We start from the raw sequence: 22,432 nt of genomic DNA, 5'->3' as shown, positions 1-22,432 counted from the left end.
GGAGTGGATCAGCGGCGGGTGGGAATCGCCTCGATCAGGGCGACCAGGCCGTCGGCGTCCAGCAGGTCGACGGGGCGGACGGTCCTGTTGAACCGGACGTAGTGGAAGGCCGCGCCCACCCGCTCCAGCGGCACGCCCGCCAGGTGCGACCAGGCCAGCCGGTAGGCGGCCAGCTGCACGGCCGCGCCACGGGCCGCCTTCCCCGACGGCGGGCGGCCGGTCTTCCAGTCGACCACCTCGTAGGAGCCGTCCTCCCGCTCGAAGACGGCGTCCATCCTGCCGCGCACCAGCCGGTCGGCGATCATCGTCTCGAACGGGACCTCCAGGTCGAGCGGCTCCCTGCCCGCCCACTCGCTCTCCTCGAAGCGCTCCTGGAGCTCCGCCAGCCGCGTGTCGGGCTCCTCCGGCTCGTCGTACGCGCCGGGCAGCTCGAAGTCGTCGATGAGCCGCTGCTGTCCCCAGCGGGACTCCAGCCACTTGTGGAAGGAGGTGCCCCTGCGGGCCAGCGGCGCCGGCTGGGTGGGGACGGGGCGACGGATCCTGCGGGCCAGGGCGCGGGGGTCGGTGGCGAGCGTGACCAGGGAGGACACGGTCAGCTTGGTGGGCAGCTCGACGGTCCGCGAACGGCGTCCGCTGGTGGCGCGTTCGCGCAGCAGCAGGTCGGTGTCGCGCTCCCAGGCCCGCATCCGCTCCGCGTCGCTCTCGCTGAACTCCTCCGCCGCGCCGTCCTCGTCGTCGACCGACTCCATCAGCGCCTGAAGGACCAGGTCGGCGCCCTCCTCGACGGCCCGCTGGCGGACCCCTCCGGGAGTGAGCGGCCAGACGGCCTCGGCGGGCTCGGCGAGCAGCGGGTTGGTGGCGCCCTCCTGCGGTTCCGGCGCCCAGAAGGCGACCCTGCCGCAGGTGTCCCTGATCTCCAGCAGGAAGTCGGACGGCTGCAGCGGCTTGGACGCGCTCCCCCACCGGTAGCCGGAGGCGATCAGGTGGTAGTGCGCGCGCGTGACGGCCACGTACGCCAGGCGGCGCTCCTCCATGAGGTCCCGCTCGCGGCAGCGCTCGTCGAAGGCGTCCAGCTCGTCCTTGGTCAGCCCGGTCAGCCTGGGCAGGTCGGCGGCGTCGCCGCGCAACGGATAGGGCAGCTTGCGCGGGTTCTCCGTCCACCGGCTGTTCGTGACGGGCGTGGAGGGGAAGATGCTGCCCTTCGTGATGCCGTTCCTGCTCGTCAGCTGCGACAGACCCGGCACGACGACGATCGGCCACTCCAGGCCCTTGGAGGCGTGCACGGTCATGAGCTTCACGCTGTTGCTCTCGCCGACCCTGCCCGCCTCCAGACCGAACTCCTCGCTCTCGGCCGCCTCCAGGTAGGCGAGGAACGCGCCGAGCGTCGGATCCTCGGAGTCGCCGGCGAAACGGGAGGCGGCGTCGAGGAAGGCGTCCAGGTCGGCCCGGGCCGCGACGGCGCCTGCCGTACCGGATCGGGCGGCGACCTCGATGTCGAGGCCCATGCGGCGCTCCGCCTCGGTGATCAGGTCGGGCAGCGGCTGGTGCGTGTGGGCTCGCAGATGGCGCAGCTCCTGGGCGAGCGCGACCATCCTCGTCCTGGCCAGCGGCGAGAACGCGTCGAGCCACTCCTCCCTGTCCGGCAGCTCGTCCAGCGCGTCGACCAGGCTGCCGCGCTCCTCGGCCAGGTCGGCGACCGCCTGGTCCAGCGGGTCGGCGACGCGTTCGGCGCCCACGCGCAGCTCCCGGTTCAGCTCCCTGGCGAACTCGCCGAGCTGCCGCAGGTCGGCGGGGCCGATCCGCCAGCGCGGGCCCGCCAGCAGCCGGGCGAGCGCGTCGCCCGCGCTCGCGTCGTACAGGACCCTGAGCGTGGCCACGAGGTCGCTGACCTCCGGCACGGTCAGCAGCCCGCCGAGACCGACCACCTCGACGGGGATGTCGCGCTCTTCGAGCGCCCGCCGCAGCGCGGGGAACTGCGACCGCTTCCGGGCGAGCACCGCGATGTCCTGAGGCTGGATGCGCGACTGAGCGGCCTGTGACGTCGCGGCCGGTGCCTTCTTGCGCTCGCCCGCGCCCCACGGCAGGCCGTCGGGGGCGCCCTCGTGGTCGAGCGCCTGCCTCACCTGCCCGGCCACCCATCGCGCCTCGTCCTCGGCGGTCTCGTGGAAGGCGCACGTCACCCGGCCCCTGTCCACGCGGTTGGGGCCCGGCACGAGCACGGGCACCTCACGGGCCTCCATGCGCAGCGGGAGCTGGACGCGGGCGGCCACGTCGAGGACGCGGTCGCCGTTGCGGAAGCTGACGCTGAGCTGCCTGACGGGCGCGGGGTCGCCCTTGGCCGTGGGGAAGTCGGCGACGAAGCGCCGCAGGTTGCCCGACGAGGCGCCACGCCAGCCGTAGATGGACTGGCAGGGGTCGCCGACGGCGGTGACGGGATGGCCGTTGCCGTACAGGCTCCTGAGCAGGACGAGCTGGGCGTGACTGGTGTCCTGGTACTCGTCGAGCAGCACCACCGAGTAACGGGAACGCTCGATGCGGCCCACGTCCGGATGGTTGGCGGCGATACGCGCCGCCAGCGACATCTGGTCGCCGTAGTCGATGACCTCGCGGCCGCGCTTGAGCCGCTCGTAGGCCTCGACCAGGGGAAGGAGCTGCTCGCGGGCGTCATGCACGCTGATCGGCTTGCGCTGGCGCACGGTGGAGGCGTCGGCCCGCCTCTCGCGCAGCCACTCCCCCATCCGCCTGACGTCCCCGCCCGAGCGGAGATGCTCCGACATCTCGCCCGCCAGCTCCAGCACGGCGGCGGTGACCGAGGGAGGACCCAGCTCGATCTTGTCCATCGGCCCGTCGTACATGGCGACCACCCGGGAGGCGAGCTGCCACGAGACGGCCGGGGTGACCAGGCGCATGGTCGGTTCGAGCGCCTCCCGCACGGCGTGATCGGTCACCAGGCGGGCGGCGTACGCGTGGTATGTCGAGACCGTCGGCTCGTTGTCCAGCAACTGGACGGGCATCAGCCCCGCCTCGGCCAGGCCGTTCAGCCGTTCCCTCACGCGGTGGGCCAGCTCGGCGGCCGCCTTGCGGGTGAAGGTGAGCCCGAGCACGCGCTCGGGTTTGACCAGGCCGTTGGCCACCAGCCAGACGACGCGGCCCGCCATGGTCTCGCTCTTGCCCGAGCCCGCGCCCGCCATGACGACCATCGGCTCCAGCGGCGCCTCGATGACCGTGGCCTGCTCGGACGTCGGCGGCAGGATGCCCAGCTTGTCCGCCAGCTCGACGGGGCTCAGCACACCTGCCCCCCGTTGTCGTTGACGGGACAGCTTCCCTTCGCCGCGCACGTGCGGCAGCCGTCGTTGACCTTCGCCTGGAAGAACGGTCCCGACATGCCGAGAGCCACGGTGTCGACCATGTCCCTGGCCCAGTTGTCGTTCCTGTCGAGTGGCGCCTGCGCCTGCTCCTTGGCGTCCTTGCCCGCCGCCTTGCCGACCTGGACCAGCGCGGCGCCGCCCGGCTCGGCCAGCCCGTGCCGCTTGAAGGCGTCGAGCAGCACCGCCAGCTGGTAGACGCCGAGCTGCGGATGCCTGTCGAGCTCCTCGGGCTTCGGCTTGGAACTGCCCGTCTTGAGGTCGATGATGAACGCCCTGCCCTCCTCGTCCATCTCCACCCTGTCGACCCTGCCCTTGATCTGCACACCGTCCGAGACCATCGCCACGAACGACTCCTCGGTCGCGACGACGGTCCTGCCGTTGCGCCGTTGCCACTCCATGAACCTGGCGATCATCTGCTCGGCGGTCCTGCGCTGCTTGCGGTTGAACCAGACCCCGCCGAAGTCGAGCTCGGTCCAGATGTCGTCGAGCCGTTTGCCCAGCAGCTCCTCGCTGGCCAGATCCTCGGTGGCGAGAACGGCCAGCGCGTGGACGACGGTGCCGAGACCCTGCGCCGAACTGGTGCCCGCCGCGCCCACCGCCGTCTCCAGCAGCCAGCGCAGCCCGCACTTGGTGAAGCTCTCCACCGCCGAAGGCGAGATCCGCACGATGCCGTCCGGCCAGCTCAACGGGCGGTCGTCGGAGATGGGCGTGAGCGCGTACCACTCGCTGGGATGCGCGCCCTGCACGCCCTGCCTGGCCAGCCGGGCCAGATGCCGTGCCGCCTTCCTGCGCATGCTCTCAGGCCGCGAGGCGTCCGTCACCACACTGCGCAGGTCGGCGACGAGGGCCGCGAGATTCAGCCACCTGGCGTGGTCGTCGACCGTCGCCTCCTCCACCGCGCCCGGCATCAGCTCCGACAGGAACCGCGAAGGACGCTCATCGGCGTCCTCCCCACCCACCGCGGTGACCACCAGCTTCCGCCTCGCCCTGGTCGCGGCCACGTAGAACAGGCGCCGCTCCTCGGCCAGCTGCTTGGCGGCCAGCGCCGCGGCCGTCGCGTCCGTCGAGTCGAGCGGCGCGCCCTCGGCCAGCTCCACCAGCTCGTCGATCCCCAGCAGCGAGCCCTTCAGCCGGATGTCGGGCCACACGCCCTCCTGGACGCCCGCGACGATGACGAGATCCCACTCCAGGCCCTTGGACCTGTGGGCCGTGAGGACCCTGACCGCGTCGCCGTCCGGCGCCCGCTCGGCGAGCGTGTCGCCCGGGATCTCCTGCGACGACAGGTCCTCCAGGAACACCTCGGGGCCCGCCTTCGGCATCCTGTCCACGAACCTGGCGGCGTAGTCGAAGAGGGCGACCACCGCGTCGAGATCCCTGTCGGCCTGCGCACCCCTGGCGCCGCCCGCGAGGCTGACGTCCGTCCACCGCTCGGCCAGACCGCTGGCCTGCCACACCGCCCAGATCACGTCCTCCGCCGTCCCACCGGCCTGTACGGCTTCGCGGGCGGTCCGGATGAGCTTGGCGACGCGCTCGGCGGGGACGGCGATGTGCGGCTCGATCCTCACCAGCTCTCTGGCGTCCTTGAGCGCGGCGATGAGGATCTCCCCCGACGAACGCGGCAGCGCGGGGCCGACGGCGGTCGCCTCGCCGAGGGGGTCACCGAGGGCGGCAGTGGAAGCGCGATCGACGGGATCGTCCGGTCCGCGCTCCTCGGCGGGGTCGTCCGGTACGGCGAGCTGCGCGGGGTCGTTCACCTCGGTGGACTCGTCAGCCTCGGCCGGGTGAGCCGGATCGGCCACCTCGGTGGACTCGTCGGCCTCGGCCGGGTGAGCCGGATCGCTCACATCCGTGGCGAGTTGGGCGACCTCGTTCTCGGCGATCTTGAGGGCGCGCCTGAGCCTGCGGACCCCCAGCATGTCCGTGCCGCCGAACGGCCCCGTCAGCAGCTCCTCCGCCACCGCCTCGTCGAGCGCCCGCGGGTCGAGGGCGACGCGGAGGGTGGTGAGGATGGGCCGGACGCCCGGCTCCTGGGCCAGCGGCACCTCGTCCCCCGCCACCATGGTCGGAACCCCTGCGCTCACCAGCGCCCGCCTGAGCAGCGGCACCTGCCGTGTGGCCGAGCGCACCAGGACCGCCATCCGATGCCACGGGAGGCCGTCGATGAGATGGGCCCTGCGCAGGGTGTCGGCGACCACGGCGGCCTCCTGGCTGACGCTGTCGGCCAGGAGCACCCGGACCTGCCCGGGGTCGGCGTCCTCGGGGGCGACGAGATCGCGGTGCCCGCGCGCCTGACGCCGGTCCGGCATCTCCCACGCCTTCGTCCCCTCCCCCTGCCGAACGGCCGCCGCGTCGGGGTTGGACCACGGGTCGGCGGCGGGGACGGGGGCGGCGGGGAGGCGGGCGGCGACGCGGCGGGAAGCGGTCAGCAGGTCGCGGCCGCTGCGGCGGGAGACGTGGAGGGCCACGACACGCGCAGGACGCCCGGCGCGGTCGCGGAAGCGTTCGGGGAAGCGGAGGATGCCCTGCACGTCGGCCCCGCGGAAGCCGTAGATCGACTGGTCGGGGTCGCCGACGGCGACGAGGTCGCGTCCGTCGCCCGCGAGGTGCCGCAGGAGGTGTTCCTGCGCGGGATCGGTGTCCTGGTACTCGTCGACGAACACCACGTCGTAGGCCGACCGTTCGCGATGCCGCACCGAAGGGTCGGCCAGCAGCGCGGCCGCCGCCCTGATCAGTTCGGCGTAGTCGAGCGACAGCTCGGGGTCGAGGTCGAACCGTTCCTGGTAGCGCTGGGAGAAGCGTCCGGCGGCGGCCCAGTCCGCCCTGCCGTACTGCCTGCCCAGCTCGACCAGGCGTGCCGCGTCGAGGCCGCGCTCGCCCGCGCGGGCCAGGAAGTCGCGCAGTTCCTCGGCGAAGCCGCGGGTCTTCAGCGCCTCGCGCAACGATTCGGGCCACAGGGGTGCGCCGTCCTCCAGCTCGCCGTGGAGCAGGCGGCGGATCTCCAGGAGTTGCTCGGGTCCGGTGAGCAGGCGCGGCGGCTCCTTGCCTTCGAGGACGGCCTCGCGGCGCAGCAGCGCGTAGGCGTAGCTGTGGAAGGTGAGGGCGAGCGGCGTGCGGGTGGTGCGCCGCATGCGGGCGGTCACCCGCTGGCGCAGCTCCTCGGCGGCCTTGCGGCTGAAGGTGAGGATGAGGACGCGTTCGGGATCGACCCCGCGCCGCTCGACGCGATCGACGACGGCCTCGACGATCGTGGTGGTCTTGCCGGTGCCGGGGCCCGCGAGAACGAGCAGCGGACCGCCTGGATGCTCGACCACGGCCCGCTGGTCACGGTCGAGCGCAGGGGCCGCAACAGGCCCACCGCCCCCTCGTCGCACCAACCGCCAGGTCTGAGAACTCACAGCACTAGATTCCACCAGACCACAGGGGTAGATCGTGCCGACTTGACCGGTCTCCCCACGCGATCCGCCCACCGTACCGGGGGAAATCGCCTCACCTGTTTTCCGACACGCCTACTTTCGTGATCATTTCGCGGGAAAAGGGCGGGTTTTGCCGGGAACGGCCGCGCCCCGTGTCACCGCTCCCGGCGCCCACCCGCACCCCTGAGGACAGCCGCGCGACCCGTCATGAGGTGGTGTGGGCGCTGTTCGCGCGCCCGCTCAGGGGATACCGAGCCGCGTGGTCGACGGGGGCCGTACCGCTAGAGCTCGCTCAGGGCGGCGCGGAGGTTGCCCAGGCCGATCGGGCCGAGGTCGAGCGCGGCCGTGTGCCAGGCCTTCAGGTCGAAGCCCGGCTTGCGCGCGGCCTCGGCGCGGGCCTCCAGCCAGGCGCGCTCGCCCAGCTTGTAGGAGATCGCCTGCGCGGGCCAGCCGAAGTACCTGACGATCTCGGGGTGCACGGTGTGCGCCACCGCGCGGCCACGCTCGCGCAGCACCTCGCACGCCTTCCCGAAGCTCCACGCGGACCCGTCGGGCAGCGGCAGGTCGAGGTGGACGCCGATGTCGATCACGACGCGCGCGGCCCGCAGCGCCGAGTCGGCCAGCATGCCCATGCGGGTGCCGGGCTCGGTGTGCCAGCCGAGCTCGTCGGCCAGCCGCTCGGCGTACAGCGCCCAGCCTTCGCCGTGCCCGCTCACCCAGGAGAACTTCGCGAACCGCGACAGCTTGTCGCCTGCCACCGCGACCGCGCCGAGCTGCAGGTGGTGTCCGGGGACGCCCTCGTGGAAGACCGTCGACAGCTCGCTCCAGGTCGCGAACCGCTCGCGGCCTCCGACGGGCCACCAGGTACGGCCGGGGCGCGTCAGGTCCTCGCTGGGCGCCGTGTAGTAGGCCGAGCCCGAGGTCGAGCCGGGCGCCAGCGTCACGTCGACCGTGTGCAGCGGCTGGGCGATGTCGAAGTGCGTGCCGTGCAGCGCCGCGATGGCGCCGTCGTGCTTGGCCTTGAGCCAGGCGAGGAACGCCTCGGAGCCGACGACGTACTGCGTCGCGTTGAGGTGGGCGATCGCCTCGTCGACGCTCGCGCCCGGCAGGATGGCGTGCGCCTCCTCCACCATCTCCGCTTCGATCCTGCGCAGCTCCGCCCAGCCCCACTCGTAGGCGTCGACCAGGTCGATGTCGGCGCCGAGGTTCTGCCTGGCGGCGACGGCGTACCGTTCGGGGCCGACGCCGTCGCGTTCGGCTGCGCGCGGCGCGTACTTCTCGAGGAGGTAGCGGGCCGCGTCCACGTAGCCCTGGTGGGCCTGGGCGGCCGCCTTGGCCAGTTCTCCGGCGAGCGGCCCTTCGCCGTAGGAGGCGACCAGCTCGTCGTGGGTGCCCGCGTACTTCTCCGCCTGACCCGCGCCTTCGACGGCCTGCCGCCGTGCCGCCACCAGGCCTCTGCTCAGGCCCTCGTCGAGTGAGGCCTGCCAGCTCGCCAGCATCTCGGGCACCGCCGCGAGCTGCGCCGCCACCCTGCGCCACTGGTCGTCGTCGCCGGTGGGCAGCAGGTCGACGCTGTCCCTCACCGTGGACAGCAGGCCGAAGGGGCTGCTCAGGTCGCGGTACTGCTCGCCCGTCTCGAACCACGCGGCCTGGGCCTGGAGGCGTTCGCGCAGGTGGTCGGCGGCACGGCGGTCGTCCTGCGACGTGGGTTCGAGGGTGTCGAGCTCGGCGAGCGTGGACTTGATCAGGTCGTGCCTGGCGGCGTGGCCTTCGGGGCCGTAGTCGGTCGACACGCCGAAGTCGCCCGAGATGCCCATGTACACGGCGTCAACGGGGTCGAGCTCGGCTGACCTGGTGATGTGCTCGTCGCACAGGCGGAAGATCGGTGTCATGTCGGCAACCGTACAGAGCGTCCTGTACTGGGGCATTTCTTTTTGCAGGCGGTACTTCAGGCCCTCGCTTCGGCCACCGCGAGCTTGCCGGTGGTTCTTCAGGCCCTCGCCTCGGCCACCGCCGGCCGCCGCCTGGAGCCAGGGGCGAGAGGGACGGCCAGGAGCGGCGCCAGGGCGGCGAGGGCCCAGACGACCGTCCACGACGACGTGGCGACCAGCACGATCGGGATGAGCACGGGGGTGAGGAACCCCGCGGCGAACAATGTGGTGCCTTCAAGGCCGAGCGCCGCGCCCTCGCGTCCCGGTCCGGCCATGACGGCGATCTCGGTGTAGGCCAGGCCGTGCCACGCGTTGGCGAGCAGGCCGCCCAGCGCGAGCGCCGCGACCGTCAGCGGTGTGGGCGCGTGGGTGAGGACCGCGGCGCCCGCCATGACCACCGCGATGAGTACGCCGATGCCCTTGATCCAGGTACGGCGGTCGCCGCCCCTGTCGCTGAGCCGTCCGGTCCACACCCGCGCCGCGCCTCCTCCGAGCTGCGCGATCAGCACGATCAGACTGGCCAGAGCGACGCCCTCGCCCTTGACGTCGTGCAGGAAGATCGATGAGAACGACAGCACGGCGAACTGCGGGACGGTCAGCAACGCGGTGGCAAGCGCGAGCCGCCACACGTCCCACCGGCGAAGGGGGGAGCCGGCCCGCTCCCTGATGACGGCGCCGGCCTCGGTGGCGGGCAGCCAACGCCAGGTGGCGGCGGCGGTGAGGAGGCAGAACCCGGCCAGCACGCCGTAGACGAGCGCGAAGCCGTAGGCACCGGCCAGCCAGGGCAGCAGGGCGACGCCGAGCGCGCCGCCGACGGGGATCGCGGTCTGCCTGACGCTCATGGCGAATCCACGCCGGCCGTCGGCGAACCATGTCATGACCGCCCGGCCCGAGGAGCCGTTGACGCTGCCGCCGAGCGCGCCCGCGGCCAGCATGCAGGCGGCCAGCGCGGCCATCGAACGGACGGGAACCAGGGCCATCAGCGCCATCAGCGTCCCCGTGGAGATCAGGCCGGTGAGCAGGATCCTGCGGTCGCCGTACTTGTCGGTCAGCAGGCCCCACGCGATCTCGGAGATCGCCACACCGAGCCCCAGACAGCCCAGGACCAGGCCGAGCTGGGCGGTCGAGAGGTGGTAGTCGGCGCGCATCGTGATCCCGGTGACGGGGAGGCCGGAGAACATCGCCGAGAAGCTCGCCTGCGCGGCGACGCCCAGGGACAGCACGATCCATCGATGGTTGGGCCCGTACACGATCAGCTCCCCAAAAGTAACCGGTAAACGCGGTTATCTGACCGTCGCAGGCCTCAAACTAACCTGTCAAGTCGGTTACTATGGCTGTCGTGGAGTTCACCTTCGTCAGCGGAAACCTGGGCCTCGACCTGGCGGGCACGGTCGGACACCGGCGCAACTCGCGCATCGACATGCTGGGAACGCCTGCCGACCTGGCGCGCTGGACGGTGGCCGCGGGGCTGCTCGACACCCCGCCCGTCGTGGGCGAGGAGGACCTCGCGCAGGCCAAGGCGTTGCGGGAGGCGATCTACCGGCTGGCCTCGGCCGTACGGCTGGGCGCCGCGCTCGATGCGGACGACTGCGACCTGATCAACCAGGCCGCGGCCCACCAGCCCGCGGGGGTGCGGCTGCGCCCGTCCGGCGGTCTCGACCGCGAGGGAGACCTGGCCGCGGCGCTCGCCACCGCCGCCAGAGCGGCGGTCGAACTCCTCGGAGGGGCGCAGGCGACGAGCATCAGGGAGTGCGAGGCCGCGCCCTGCACCCGGCTGTACGTGGACACCTCGCACCGGGGCACCCGGCGGTGGTGCGACATGCGCGGATGCGGCAACCGCGCCAAGGCGGCCGCGTTCCGCGCACGGGCATCCCGGTGACCCGTGCGCTCGGCGTGTCGCAACGAGTTGATCACTTCAATTCTGGTCCGCACCCCGCCAGACCTCTGTCACCGGCCTCTGCCGGCGCCGACGCGCCGCGCCAGTGCTCCACTCCGGTCACTTATCCGTAGTCAGCCGCCACTCGGCGCAGTTCATCAGCTAGTTCGTCGGGGCCCAAGCCCAACAGGGCATGCAGCCCGCTCACCTCACGAGCCGACGCCCAAACCCCTTCGTGCGGAGTGCGGAAGGCCGCGACCGTGATTCCCCGCTCGATGAACGGATCGGCGATCAGGTACTTCATACCTCCTGTACCGCAGAGGTATGTAGTCGCTCCGCAGGCCGTGGCCAGGTCGGCGAGCCGATGTGATCGTCCATCGCGCGCCAGGAGGTCGCTGCTGGACACGACCTGGCCCCGCCAGCCGAGCATGCCGAGCAGCAGCGCTGTGGACGCCACAGAGATCGTGGCGAGTCGTTCCGTGCTCTCGAACCGAGCCAGGAACTGGTCAAGACGGCCAGAACGATCCAGCAATCCGCCGTCCAGAGCTTGGCCAGGGTCGCCAGCCGGGGGAACAGGTTCGGCTGGTGAATGGCCACTCGTCGCGTGCCCGCCGGGAGAAGGTCACGTAGCGAGTAGGCGGCTGTCGAATCCGGCGCGAAGGAGAGCTTCGTAGGCGTCATGCACATCTCCAGGGACGTCCTGCTCGATGGCGTAGCCGAGCTTGGGATACTCGATCACTCGCTGGAGGTCGCCGACCAGCATGTCGACGACCAGGCTCTCGTCGCCGATCGTGTCGATGTAGTCGTCGAACTCCAGCGGTTCGGAAGCGCACACCACCTCGACCTCCTCCCACACCTTGCGGGCGGTCGCGTAGGCGCGGCGTTCCATGTACGGCTTGGAGATCAGCAGCACGCTCTTCGCCTCGATCCCGGCCTCGGCAAGGACCTGGCGGGAGAGGGTGATGTTCTGCCCGGTGTTTGCGGCGTTGGGCTCCAGCAGGATGGCGTCGGCCGGCACGCCCAGTTCAAGCGCGCGCTCGCGGTAGTGGACGGCTTCTCCGCGCGGGAAGCGGGCCGCGGTCGTGGGGCTGTTGCCGCCGGAGAACACCAGGACGGGGAAGAGCTGCGACTGGTAAAGCTCGGCGGCGAAGGAGGCGACGCCGAGGTCGTGGCTGCCCAGCCCGATCGCCGCGTCGCAGGCGCGCACCTGGTGGTGCATCTGGTGGTAGTCCCAGATGAGAAGCGCGTGGCGCCGCTGCTCGTCACTGATGGTGCGCTTGGCCAGTGGGTTGCTGGTCACTCGTTCTCCCTGATCACCGTGGACAGGGGGATCGTCGCCCCCTGGCTGATCTGCCGAACGTCCTCGATCGCACGCAACTGGTGCACGAGCCCGACGCTCGTGGCTACCTGTGCGGCCCGATCGAGGGCTTTCAGCCCATCATGGACGGTGGCCGGGTCGGAGATCAGGATGTGGCCGTAAGCGGTGTTCAGTCGTACCTGGTGCAAGGGCGAGTCTGTCGCCGCGGTCGAGCGGGCGACGTCGATCAGTTGCAGGGCGGCCGTCAGGTCGCCCGCGCCGCGGCGGGCCAGGGCGAGCTTCTGGTGGGCGACGGACCAGTCGTCGAGTTCGTTCAAGTCCTCGAAGTCGCGGATGGCGACGGCCATGACGCGGGCGGCGTAGTCGTGCTCGCCGCCCTTACTCAGCGCCGTGCCCACCCACAGCCGGGCGCGGACTCGGTCGCGCGGGCTCAGCCGGTCGTCGACGGCCAGGGCCTCGTACTGGTGGGCGGCCGTGGTGAGCCTGCCGGCCATCTCGGTGACCACAGCGAGGGACAGGTCGAGCTGGGCGACTCTGCGGGGGATGCCGAGCTCGCTGTAGACCGCGTGGGCGTCGCTGTACTTGCGCATCGCCGACATGGGGCCTTGCAGGGCGCCTCGGTCGCGCTGCAAGTCGCCGAGCAGGGTGGTGGAGCGGGCGAACAGGTACAGGCCCTTGTCGTCCAGGTCTCCCGGCTGGAAGCGGGTCAGCCATCTGCCGAGCATGGCCTCGGCGAATGCGAAGCTCTGCTTGGCCAGCGCGACCACGACGCGATCGAGATCGTCGGTCCACGTCTCGTACTCCCACATGCGTGGCCCCGCGGTGGTGACGCGAGGCGCGATGGCGGGCACCCTGCTCATCTCGGACAGGCACGTCTCGAACCGCAGGTGGGCGGCGGCGTCCGCGCGAGCGAGCGCGACGTCCAGGATGGCCTGGGTGTCGGGGCGCGGCTCGGTGGCGGCGCCCAGCTGATCCCACTTCGAGACGGTGCGGACGGCCACCCCAAGGTGAGCGGCGAAAACGCGGACGCTCATCCGCAAGGCGCGTCGCAGCGCGTGAGCCTCCAGGCCCGTCCACAGGTGCACGGTGGCCACAGCGCCTCCCTTCTGGTTCATGGAAGCACGCGGCGGCTCGTGGTGGGACAGAAGTGCCACGCAAGTGCAACAGCAGATCATTTCGTCGCGAGTCCAGCCCGGTCAGGCTGAAAGCGCAAGGTCAGGCCTCATCAGAGCGAGCTTGGACGGATCATGTGGGAACCCCTCACGGAACAGCGCCCGGTCTCGGGCTCAGCCCGTGTACGGATATTTGCGGCTGGTAGGCGTCTCGCCAGCTCGGCACAACGCTCTGCTCGACGCGCTCACCGCCTAGTGCCGGCAACACGAGTTGCAGTTGGCAGCAGTCTTCACCGAGCACACCCGGGAGGACGCTGTCTGCTCTGCGGCCTTCGCCGGCTTACTCGATGTGCTGGCCCTTTCTACGACCTATGGCGTCATCACTCCCACGCTCGTGCATCTCGGCCCCCGACACCTACGGCCAGAGCGGGAGCGGCTGATCACCGTGGCAGGCGCCCGCCTTCTGCTGATCCGCGCCATGGGCGCGCCTGCTCATCGCCGACGCCGAGCTCGAACTCTGGCGGACCTCGCACTTCCCCACCTCGGCGACGCCCTCACCCGTACAGCACGCCGTGGGGCCCATCATCGGCCCGGCGTCTCTGCGGCAGGACGCCTCATGAACTCGATCATGCTCTGGGCGCTCACCAACGGGCAGAACGTCGCCCGCCAGCGGCTCGACAACACTCACCGCACCGCATCCCCTCCGCCTGAGGAGGTGACATCCACCCCAATCGACAACGAACGCGCACCTGACCGTCAACCCTGATGGGAGTGCACATGACCACCTCGACGACGGATACGCCCACCGCGGGCGACGTCATCGACCCGACCACCACCATCTCCGCCCAGCTGTTCGACCGGCTCGTGGCCCGCGTCCTGGCCGAGCACCCGGACTTCGACGACGCCTACGCCCGCCGCGTCATGAGGCAGGCGCTCGCGTTCCTCATGGCGTGCGCCTTCAACCCGGGTGCGCGGCTCGCGCCGTCCCCGCAGGTGGACGTGGGCTGGCACACGTTCATCCTGTTCACGCGCGACTACGCCCGCTTCTGCGCCCAGGTCGCCGGCCGGGTGATCCATCACATCCCGGAGGACGAGCCCGCCACCGGGGCGGCCGCGGTGGACCGGATCGGCGTGACCATCACAGCGATGCGCGCCGCGAACCTGCCCGTGGACGTGGAACTGTGGTTGCACAAGGCTGAGTGCAGCCAGTGCTACCAGGGCTGCGCCGACGACCCGAGTGGAGCATGACGTGAACCGACCTGACTGGGAGGACCTCCCCCGGACCGTCCGCGACGCGATCCAGGACCAAACCGGGCCCGTCGTCAAGGCCGAGACCGCGACCGGCGGCATCATGCCGGGCGTGGCCGCGCGACTGCACACCGAGCGCGGCAGCGTCTTCCTCAAGGCGATCGAGGCCGCCAGCCCCGGCGCGGTCCTGTACGAACGCGAGCAGTGGGCGTCCAGAGCTCTGCCCGCCACGGCGGCAGCTCCGCGCCTGCTGTGGAGCGACGCCGTCGACGGCTGGCTGGTGATGGGGTTCGAGTACCTCGAGCACGCCCGCGAGGCCGACCTTTCGCCGGGCTCGCCCGACCTGTTCCAGGCGCTCGCCACGGTGGCAGACCTCGGCCGCGTCCTCACCCCCTGCCCTGCCGGAGCACCAGACATCGCCGAGAACATCGCGCCGTTGCAGGCAAAGGGTAGACACCTGCTCGACAAGAACGGGCTCGGCGGCGACTACGACCTGTACGAGGCGGCGCTGGAGCGGTTCGATCCCGTCGAGCTGGAGGGTGACACGCTTCTCCACTACGACCTCAGCCCCAGCAACCTGCTCATGACGCCGGGCGGGGTGCGGGCGATCGACTGGTCGTTCGCGGCGCGCGGCGCCGCCTGGGTCGATCCGGTGATGCTCGCGCCCCGCCTCATCCAGGCAGGGCATACGCCGGCCCAGGCCGAGGACCTACTCGGGCGGCTGCCTGCGTGGGATACGGCTCGGCCCGCCGCGATGACCGGGCTCGTCGCCTTGTGGACGCTGTTCCGGCTGTACAAGGCCCGGTTCGGACCCGAGAACGGCCGCGCCTTCAGGGGGCGGGCCGCTGAGTCAGGCCGCGCCTGGCTCGTTTCCCGACTCGGCGTCGCCTGACCTCCGGCGGCCTGAAGGCTGACGGGTCTGAGGGTGTCGCGTCAGCGCAGGGCGTGAAGCCGTAACCAGGGTGCGGCTGCACGCCCTTCCCTCATGCCCGGAAAGGCGCTGATCTGGGTGCCGATGGCGCGGCTCACCAGCCGATCTTTCCCGCAGGCCTAGAAAGCAGAACGTCCGCTCGCGCCGAGCTCGCACGCCTCGCTCCTCCACTACGCTCGACCCGTCCGGCGCGCCGTCGCCGTCCACAGCACCCGGCACGCCGCCACCGGGGGGCCACCGCTCCGGCAACGCACACAGGCTGATGCCTGATCCGGCATCCCCACTGGCGGAACCGCCCGCGGAGGCCCCGGGCTCTGGCGGCTGGAGTCGACCGTGCCGCCGGAGAACTGCGCGGCGAGGAAGTTGACCATGCCGCCGGAGAAAGGTGGAGGCGAGCGCGGCCGGCGCGACCAGGGCCCGCTGGGTGTTGCGCGGGGCGACGGCGGGCGGCTAGGGTCCGTGCAGCGAAAGATCGAAGGAGGTGAGGAGCCAGATGTTCCCCGTAACGATCACGCGCTCCCCCTTCGGACAGGCGTCCGCCTGAGGGGAGCGCTCCTGCCACTGGAGATCCCTTGACCGACCTGGTCTTCCGCGCTCTCGCGGACGAGCGCGAGTTCCCCCTTTTCGACCGCATCACCACCCTTCCCACCTCGGGCGTCGGCGAGCGCAGCCGTACCTTCGCGGACCTCGCCGCCGACGGCGACTACCGGCCCGCGTGGGTCTGGATCGCCCTGCGCGGCGACGAGATCGTCGGCAGGGCCTCGTTCTGGGGCCCGCCCGACGCCGAACACCCGTGGGCCCTCGACTTCTTCGACTTCGACACCGTCGAGACGGGGGCCGCCCTGCTCGAAGCCGCCTACGCCGCCCTCGTCACGCCCGGCTACCACTCGCCGATCGGCAGGCGGCCCGAGTACAACCTGTTCCTGCCCGCCGACTGGCGCGAGCGTCCCGACGCCAAGGCCGACGCCGACGCCCGCATCAAGGCGGCGGAGACGGCGGGACTCGACTTCCACGTGGAGCGGCTCAACCTCCGGTGGGAGCGCGAGTACGGCCTGCCGCCGCGCTCGACCAGGCTCACGTTCAGCCCTGTCACGGATGACCAGATCCTGCTCGGGCTCCTGGCCGAGATCGTGACCGGCAGCCTCGACGCATGGGACAGGCGCGAGCTGCGCACCAGGACGCCGCGTGACGTGGCGGCCGAGACGGTGGCCATGGTCGCGGACATGCCGGGCGGGCGCCACAGATGGCGGCTGGGGCACGACGCGTCCGGTGAGCTGGTCGGCGTGGTGATGCCGACGCGCAACCCCCGCTCGGCGACGATCGGGTACATCGGCGTCGACCGGCGCCATCGCGGCCACGGGTACGCCTACGACCTGCTGGCCGAGGCGATGCACATCTTCGCCGAGGAGGGCGAGCCGTCCATCAGCGACAGCACCGACGTGGGCAACGCGCCCATGGCGGCCGTCTTCGACCGGATCGGATACCGGGTCGTCGGCCGCCGCATGCTGTTCACCTGAGCGGCGGCCCCTCCGAGCCGCCCCTCGGGGATCAGGTCACCTGCTCTCCTGAGCGGCGCTCTGGGGCCCCAGCCACCCGCTCTCCTGAGCGGTGCTCCGGGGCCCAGCCACCCGCTCCCCTGATCGGCGGCTCTCCGGGACGAACCTCCCGAGTCGTCCCGCCGGGGCCGCCGCTCGGTCACCCGCCCCGGGCCGAAGGGCAGGCCGCGATCACCAGACGGGCTCCCCCATGTGCGACGTCGTGGACGTCACCTCACAGCCCATGCGACGAACGGCGTCGACAAGCGTGACACGTACGCGCTCGTCGTCCCCGGGCGGGAAGGCGACCCGGATCTGGTGACCGTAGGCGGTCTCGTAGGTGAGCAGCCAGTCGAGGCCCGTGGCGGCGAAGTGATCCTGCCGCGCGCCCTCGCCGTCGTCGAAAGCGCCACGGTCGGCCGTGGGGGCGAGCGCGTCGCGCAGGATCCGCAGTCGTTCCAGGTACGGCAGCTCGCCCTCGGACAGGTGGATGTAGACGTGATCCCGTTCGCGAAACGGCTCGAACCATGGGCTCGTCTCGTCCGCGTCGCCGAACACCGTGGTGCTCACCCGTCCGCTCAGCCAGCCGTGGAGGAATGCCACCGCGCCCATGTCGTGTGCGTCGTAGGTCCAGCCTCGCGGATTCCAGACGACGATCGGCCATCCGTCCGGCTCGCCCGTGGTCGACCAGCAGAGCCTGTCACCGTTGTCGGTGCCCGCCCACGGCAGCAGCCCGCCGGGTTCGGGATAGAACGGGTAGGGGCACTTGTCGGGGTTGCTCTCACGGAATGAGCGCTCGCCGTCCAGCAGGTGCCGCGCGTGTCGGACCAGCAGCTCGTTGTCGCCGAAGGGCGTCAGCGGCATGAGGAAGTCGACGAACCGGCCACGGCCGTAGCGTTCGATGAGCAGTTTGAAGTCCGTGGGCAGCACGAGCCCCAGCGCGGCCTCGACCTCCCGCCAGTCGCCGTTCGCGTCGACCGGAACCGCAGGCGGCGGGACCAACCTGACCAGATCCTCCATTGCCGTCATGCCCACGAGTGTAGGGATCAAGGTCGCTTCGCCAGGCCGCCGGTGGCTCCCGAGCCGGGCCCGCCGCGGCCTGGACACGCCCGGCGGCTCGCTCAGTCCAGCAGGCCGGAGAGGGTCCTGTGCAGACGGGCCGCCCGCCCGGCGGGGGTCCTGGCCTTGAGCAGCGGCAGGATCAGCAGGTAGCGGCCGGTCCTGTCGAGCGCCTCGAAGCGGGCGGCGGCCTCGGGGTGGGCCGCCAGCGCCTCGGCCAGGTCGGACGGGACGGTGGCGTCGCGCTGGGCGGCGTAGGCCGCCTCCCAGCGGCCGTCCGCCTGCGCGGCGGCGACCTCCGCCAGGCCGGGCGGCCTCATGCGTCCGGCGGCGGTCAGGCTCTCCACATGCTCGACGTTCACCCGCGACCAGGCGCTGCCCTTGCGGCGGCGCGAGTACCGCTGCAGGTAGAAGTGCTCGTCGAAGGACCTGCGGTGGCTGTCGATCCAGCCGTAGCACAGCGCGACCTGCAACGCCTGCGCGATCCTGAGCGAGGCGAAGGGCGCCCCCTTCTTGGCGATCTTCAGCCAGACCCCTTCCCCCTCGTGGTGCTCGGCCAGCCATGCCTCCCACTGGGCGGCGTCCGCGAAGAGCATCGCCTGCTCGTCCTGCTCAACGGTGATCGGTCCTCGCGACATCTGCGGCTCCTTCGTCCGGTCGGCGGCAGTCACCATCCTCCACGGCAAAGTGCTCACCGAATGAGCACTTTGTTGGCCGAAGTGTCCGCGGCCTAGGTCGAGTGCCGGGGACCGGGCGCCGGCCCTCCGGCAGCGAACGAGTCGAAAGGGGGACCTGGATGTCCGACGAGGTTCCGATCACCGATGACCGCGAACCGGCGCTCGTCGTGACGGCGATGATCGACCACGTTGACGCGGTCGGCGATCTTTCGCCGACCGCGCCGGGTCGCTGCTGGCCCGCAAGCCGGCCCTGCCGGGTCGCCGCTAGCCCGCGGTCCCGCGCCTACCGCAGGGTCGCCGCTGGCCCGCGGTCCCGGCCCTACCGCCGGGCTGCGAGCCGTCCCCTACGAGAAGAGGTGGTCGACGACGCGGGCGGTGGCCTTGCCGTCGTCGCGGGGCGCGTACGTGGCCCTGAAGGCCTCGTACCGGTCGGCGTGAGCCGCCGCCACCGTGTCGATCGACCTGAGCGCCTCCACGACCTCGGCCGACGTCGACAGCAACGGCCCTGGTGCCTGCGCGGCGAGGTCCAGGTACAGCCCCCGCTTCGACGAGTACTTCTCGAGATCGTGGGCGAGGAACACGATCGGCCGCCCGGTCACCGTGAAGTCGAACATCGACGAGGAGTAGTCCGTGACCAGCACGTCGGCGACCAGCAGCAGATCGGCCATGTCGGGATAGGTGGTGACGTCGTGGGCGACGTCGGCGGGCACCACCGGCATCGCCTGCATCGGGTGCGCCCTGACCAGGAGTTCGTGGTCGGCCCCCAGTTCGGCCCTGGCCAGCGACAGGTCGAGCTTGATCGTGCTGTTCTTCCTGTCGTAGTCGCGCCAGGTGGGCGCGTACAGCACGACCTTCTTGCCCTCGATCAGGCCGAGGCGGCGCCGTACGGCCGCCGCGAGGATCTCCCTGTCAGGTGAGGTGAGGACGTCGTTGCGGGGCAGCCCGCTCTCCAGCACCTCGCCCTTGTATCCGAAGGCCTCGCGCAGGATGGGCGTGGCCCACGGCGACTGCGACAGCAGCACGTCCCAGCCGCGCACCTCGGCGGCCTGCCGGTGCCAGACCGGCGGGCGCGGGTCGCGCGACATGTGGGGCAGGTCGTTGCCGATGCGCTTGGCCGGCGTGCCGTGCCAGGTCTGCAGGACGACCTGGTCCTCGCGCGCCCTGAACCAGGCGGGCAGGAAGGAGTTGGTCACGATGTGCCGGGAACGTGCCAGCGCAGCGTGATGCTCCCTGCTGCCCGCGCGGACCACGGTGGCGGGGCCCGGCGGGACGAAGGCGCCGTCCTTGACGATCCAGATGTGCTCGCGGTCGTCGCCGCGGCGCAGCCGCTCCTCGTAGATGGCGCGCACGCTGTCGGCGTAGTGACGGCCGTCGTTGACGACGTAGACCGTCGACTCCTGGATCGGCTCGGCGCGCTGGGCCGGGTAGAAGACGCGGCGCAGCACGTGCGTGCCCGCGACGCCCTTCTCGTCGGCGGGGCGCGATTCCTCGGCCATCAGCACGGGCACGTCGAAGCGGGTCGACACCAGCCGGTAGCCGCGTCCTGAGAAGGAGTGCTGGGACTCGTCGAGCGTGGGCAGCGCGGCGTGCGACACGCGCACGGGGACGATCTCGCCCGTCGGGTGGCGGACGGACAGGTTCCAGGTGCCCGACGGCATCGGGGTCCGCTCGCCGAAGCGCTCCATCTCCGACGGCGCCAGCCGTACCGTGAACTCGTCCCCGGAACGGATCATGTCCGCGTGGAACATCAGCCCCGAGCGGTGCCGCAGCGACAGGCGGCGGGCGCCCTCGGCGTCCGGGTAGTCGCCGCGCAGTTCGAGGACAGGGCCTTCCCATCGGGCCGAGGTGATGACGGGCCTGATCCGGTGCGCGGAGACGACGACGCGGTCGCGCCTGTCGCCCAGCACGGTGATCTCCCTGTCGCCGACGGCGGCCCTGGTCTCCTCCAGCGCGTCGCCGAGCATGACCGAGGCCGCGGGGTCGCCCTTGGGCTCCACCCACAGCCGCCGCCCGTCCTTCTCCTGCAGCAGAGCGGGTACGGCGAGCGCCACGGTGACGTTCGTGCCGCCCTCGACGGGGTGGAACTCGGCCGCCATGCGGTGGCCGCCCAGCCTGGCGTGGCCCTTGGTGCAGGTACGGCCGGGCAGGAAGACGGTCAGCTCGAGCCGCTCGCCGTCCAACTGGACGCCGGTCAGTTCGGCCCTGTTCGGCTGGAGCACGACCTGGAGCGCCCGGTCGGAGGTCCACACGGGACGAACCCACCAGCGCGGCTTCACGCGCAGCCCCGCGGGCCGCTCGGTCCTGCCCAGCGAGGCCCCGCGCAGCAGGCCGGTCGCCCGCGCGCCACGGGACCAGAAGACGATCTCGGCGCGCCACGTGGTGGTGTCCTGGACGGCGGGCCGGTGCCGCATCGTGCGGCGCACCGCCGACACGACGGCGCGCAGCGACGAGCGCCAGCGCAGCGGCCACGGGCTCAGCGTCGCGGTGAAACCCGACCAGTCGTAGTTGCATCCGGGCTCACGCGCGCCGTGGGTGGCCTCGGGCGCGAGCGTACGGCGGGTCCGCATCCGCACGGGCGGCAGCCATCGGGGGCCGCGCAGCACGACGGTGGCCCTGTTGAAGCGGCGGCTGCGCACCGACAGGCCTGCGAGGTAGGCGAAGCCGTCGACGCGGAGCCTGCCGTTCTCCCAGACGATGTCGTCGATCTGGGTGACGGGCACCAGGTCGGAGCGGCGAAGGCGGTAGAGGTCGTGCGGCAGCTCGTCTACGAACGGCAGGTCGGCGTACCAGCGCAGGCCCTTGCGGATGCGCTTGGACGGCTCGGCGGCGGCCGTGATGACCTTGGTGAGGGTGTCGCCGTCGATCAGCTCGTCGTCGGGCCTGTGCTCGAGCAGGTGGTAGGCGAGCCTGCGTTCCACGGGCAGGTCGTGTTTGACGCCCGGGTCGACCTCGGCCAGGTAGGGCCTGAACAGGTTGACCAGCTCGCGCCTGCGGGCGGCGCCGCGCTTGGCGGCCTGGTCGAAGCGCAGGCCCAGCGAGCCGCTGAGCACGGCGGCGTCGAACGCGCGCCTTTCGGCAGGTGGCAGTCCCCCTGACCGGACGGTCCGCATGATCGCGTCGAGCGGTTCCCCCCGGTCACAGAGGTCCTGGACAACCTTCAGGCGCTCGGCGACGACATCGCCGGTTGGGGTGGCCATGAAGGGCACCGCCTTTCGGACCCGGGAACGGTGGGCAGTCCCTCGCTATGGTAATGCGCGTCACATACCGCAAATCCGCAAATATCGTGTCATGCCAGGTCAGTTGGTTCCTGAAAGTCCCCTGAAGGCAACCATCGGGCACGTCGCATGTCCACGCGCTCGCCGCGCAGCGGCGTGCCCTCCTCCCGCCAGTGCGGCAGCGCCCTGTCGACCAGGCCGGGAGCGGCGGTCCCGTCGGCGTGCACGACCCGCCACCACGGTACGGCGCCGCCCCACGCGGACATGACCGTGCCCACCTGCCTCGGCCCGCCCTCCTCGAGGTACTCGGCGACGTCGCCATAGGACATGACCTGCCCTGGAGGGATGCGTTCGACGAGGTCGAGCACCCGCTCACCGTACGGTGTCACCACGCCGAGGGCCCTTCCCGCAGGATCTCGTCGATCTTGCCGATGGCGTCGCCGTCGACCTCGATGACGCCGTCGCGCAGGTAGTAGTGCTCGCCGTCCTCACCGCGCAGGCGTCCGCCGACGGCCGCGGCCAGCCGGACGAGCTGGGCCACGTCCCAGTCCGACGCGGGCGTGCCGACGACACGGTCGCGCCAGTGCGCGACGGGGCGGCGCTCCTCGCCTGCCAGGATCTCGCCGGGCTCGCGCAGCGAGAACCCGGCCGGCGCCATCGCTCTGGCGAGCTCGGCGAAGGCGAGCGGAGACTCACGCTCCACGTGCAGCTCGTAGCTCATGAGGCGGGAGCATACTCATGATCACCGC

The 22,432-nt window shown here is 71.5% G+C and carries 17 protein-coding genes; 5 read left to right on the top strand and 12 right to left on the bottom strand.

What is annotated here, in order from left to right; genetic code table 11:
* Nucleotides 1-8: 8 nt before the first annotated feature.
* From AC3EO4_RS14495 to AC3EO4_RS14480, 4 genes are all read right to left on the bottom strand, one after another.
* Nucleotides 9-3,290, bottom strand: a complete 3,282-nt coding sequence (locus AC3EO4_RS14495; RefSeq protein ID WP_431895957.1) for an ATP-dependent helicase — start codon at nucleotides 3,288-3,290, stop codon at nucleotides 9-11.
* Nucleotides 3,284-6,739: an ATP-dependent helicase gene (locus AC3EO4_RS14490; protein ID WP_431896030.1), complete on the bottom strand. Its 3,456-nt coding sequence runs from the start codon at nucleotides 6,737-6,739 to the stop codon at nucleotides 3,284-3,286. Before AC3EO4_RS14490 ends, AC3EO4_RS14495 begins: the two co-directional genes overlap by 7 nt.
* Nucleotides 6,740-7,062: 323 nt before the next feature.
* A complete protein-coding gene (locus AC3EO4_RS14485) occupies nucleotides 7,063-8,673 on the bottom strand; it encodes a DUF885 domain-containing protein (RefSeq protein ID WP_431895955.1) in 1,611 nt (536 codons plus the stop codon).
* Nucleotides 8,674-8,771: 98 nt separating this feature from the next.
* Nucleotides 8,772-9,962: an MFS transporter gene (locus AC3EO4_RS14480; RefSeq protein ID WP_431895953.1), complete on the bottom strand. Its 1,191-nt coding sequence runs from the start codon at nucleotides 9,960-9,962 to the stop codon at nucleotides 8,772-8,774.
* 89 nt (nucleotides 9,963-10,051) lie between these two features.
* Between AC3EO4_RS14480 and AC3EO4_RS14475 the strand changes: the two genes are divergently transcribed.
* Nucleotides 10,052-10,591, top strand: coding sequence for a CGNR zinc finger domain-containing protein (locus AC3EO4_RS14475; protein ID WP_431895951.1), 540 nt, complete (start codon nucleotides 10,052-10,054; stop codon nucleotides 10,589-10,591).
* A 121-nt stretch (nucleotides 10,592-10,712) separates the two neighbouring features.
* On the opposite strand, the gene AC3EO4_RS14470 is transcribed toward AC3EO4_RS14475, so the two are convergent.
* From AC3EO4_RS14470 to AC3EO4_RS14460, 3 genes are all read right to left on the bottom strand, one after another.
* A complete protein-coding gene (locus tag AC3EO4_RS14470) occupies nucleotides 10,713-11,120 on the bottom strand; it encodes a WbqC family protein (RefSeq protein WP_431895949.1) in 408 nt (135 codons plus the stop codon).
* Nucleotides 11,121-11,210: 90 nt separating this feature from the next.
* Nucleotides 11,211-11,888 carry a YdcF family protein gene (locus AC3EO4_RS14465; protein WP_431895947.1) on the bottom strand — a complete coding sequence of 226 codons (678 nt, stop codon included), beginning with the start codon at nucleotides 11,886-11,888 and terminating at the stop codon, nucleotides 11,211-11,213.
* On the bottom strand, nucleotides 11,885-13,000 hold the full coding sequence (locus tag AC3EO4_RS14460; RefSeq protein ID WP_431895945.1) for a helix-turn-helix domain-containing protein: 1,116 nt from the start codon (nucleotides 12,998-13,000) through the stop codon (nucleotides 11,885-11,887). The genes AC3EO4_RS14465 and AC3EO4_RS14460 overlap by 4 nt, the downstream gene beginning before the upstream one ends.
* Nucleotides 13,001-13,295: 295 nt before the next feature.
* Here AC3EO4_RS14460 and AC3EO4_RS14455 point away from each other — a divergent pair, with 295 nt between their 5' ends.
* From AC3EO4_RS14455 to AC3EO4_RS14440, 4 genes are all read left to right on the top strand, one after another.
* Nucleotides 13,296-13,784, top strand: coding sequence for a hypothetical protein (locus AC3EO4_RS14455; protein ID WP_431895943.1), 489 nt, complete (start codon nucleotides 13,296-13,298; stop codon nucleotides 13,782-13,784).
* 11 nt (nucleotides 13,785-13,795) lie between these two features.
* Nucleotides 13,796-14,266 (top strand): glycine-rich domain-containing protein, encoded by a 471-nt coding sequence (locus tag AC3EO4_RS14450; protein WP_431895941.1) that lies wholly within the window; start codon nucleotides 13,796-13,798, stop codon nucleotides 14,264-14,266.
* A gap of 1 nt (nucleotide 14,267) precedes the next feature.
* Entirely contained in the window at nucleotides 14,268-15,158 is an 891-nt protein-coding gene (locus tag AC3EO4_RS14445; RefSeq protein WP_431895939.1) for a phosphotransferase, read from the top strand.
* Between the two features lie 611 nt (nucleotides 15,159-15,769).
* Nucleotides 15,770-16,714, top strand: a complete 945-nt coding sequence (locus AC3EO4_RS14440) for a GNAT family N-acetyltransferase (protein WP_431895937.1) — start codon at nucleotides 15,770-15,772, stop codon at nucleotides 16,712-16,714.
* A gap of 210 nt (nucleotides 16,715-16,924) precedes the next feature.
* On the opposite strand, the gene AC3EO4_RS14435 is transcribed toward AC3EO4_RS14440, so the two are convergent.
* The 5 genes from AC3EO4_RS14435 to AC3EO4_RS14415 form a co-directional block, all read right to left on the bottom strand.
* Nucleotides 16,925-17,761 carry an SMI1/KNR4 family protein gene (locus tag AC3EO4_RS14435; RefSeq protein WP_431895935.1) on the bottom strand — a complete coding sequence of 279 codons (837 nt, stop codon included), beginning with the start codon at nucleotides 17,759-17,761 and terminating at the stop codon, nucleotides 16,925-16,927.
* A gap of 92 nt (nucleotides 17,762-17,853) precedes the next feature.
* Entirely contained in the window at nucleotides 17,854-18,429 is a 576-nt protein-coding gene (locus AC3EO4_RS14430) for a YdeI/OmpD-associated family protein (RefSeq protein ID WP_379583341.1), read from the bottom strand.
* Between the two features lie 383 nt (nucleotides 18,430-18,812).
* On the bottom strand, nucleotides 18,813-21,665 hold the full coding sequence (locus AC3EO4_RS14425) for a CDP-glycerol glycerophosphotransferase family protein (RefSeq protein WP_431895932.1): 2,853 nt from the start codon (nucleotides 21,663-21,665) through the stop codon (nucleotides 18,813-18,815).
* Nucleotides 21,666-21,754: 89 nt separating this feature from the next.
* Nucleotides 21,755-22,075, bottom strand: a complete 321-nt coding sequence (locus tag AC3EO4_RS14420; protein WP_431895930.1) for an MGMT family protein — start codon at nucleotides 22,073-22,075, stop codon at nucleotides 21,755-21,757.
* On the bottom strand, nucleotides 22,069-22,404 hold the full coding sequence (locus AC3EO4_RS14415; RefSeq protein ID WP_379583335.1) for a hypothetical protein: 336 nt from the start codon (nucleotides 22,402-22,404) through the stop codon (nucleotides 22,069-22,071). The genes AC3EO4_RS14420 and AC3EO4_RS14415 overlap by 7 nt, the downstream gene beginning before the upstream one ends.
* Between the last annotated feature and the right edge of the window lie 28 nt (nucleotides 22,405-22,432).

It is taken from the genome of Nonomuraea sp. bgisy101, assembly GCF_057708945.1.
Note: the sequence above shows the minus strand (reverse complement) of the source record. Positions and strands in the feature narration are given on the sequence as shown.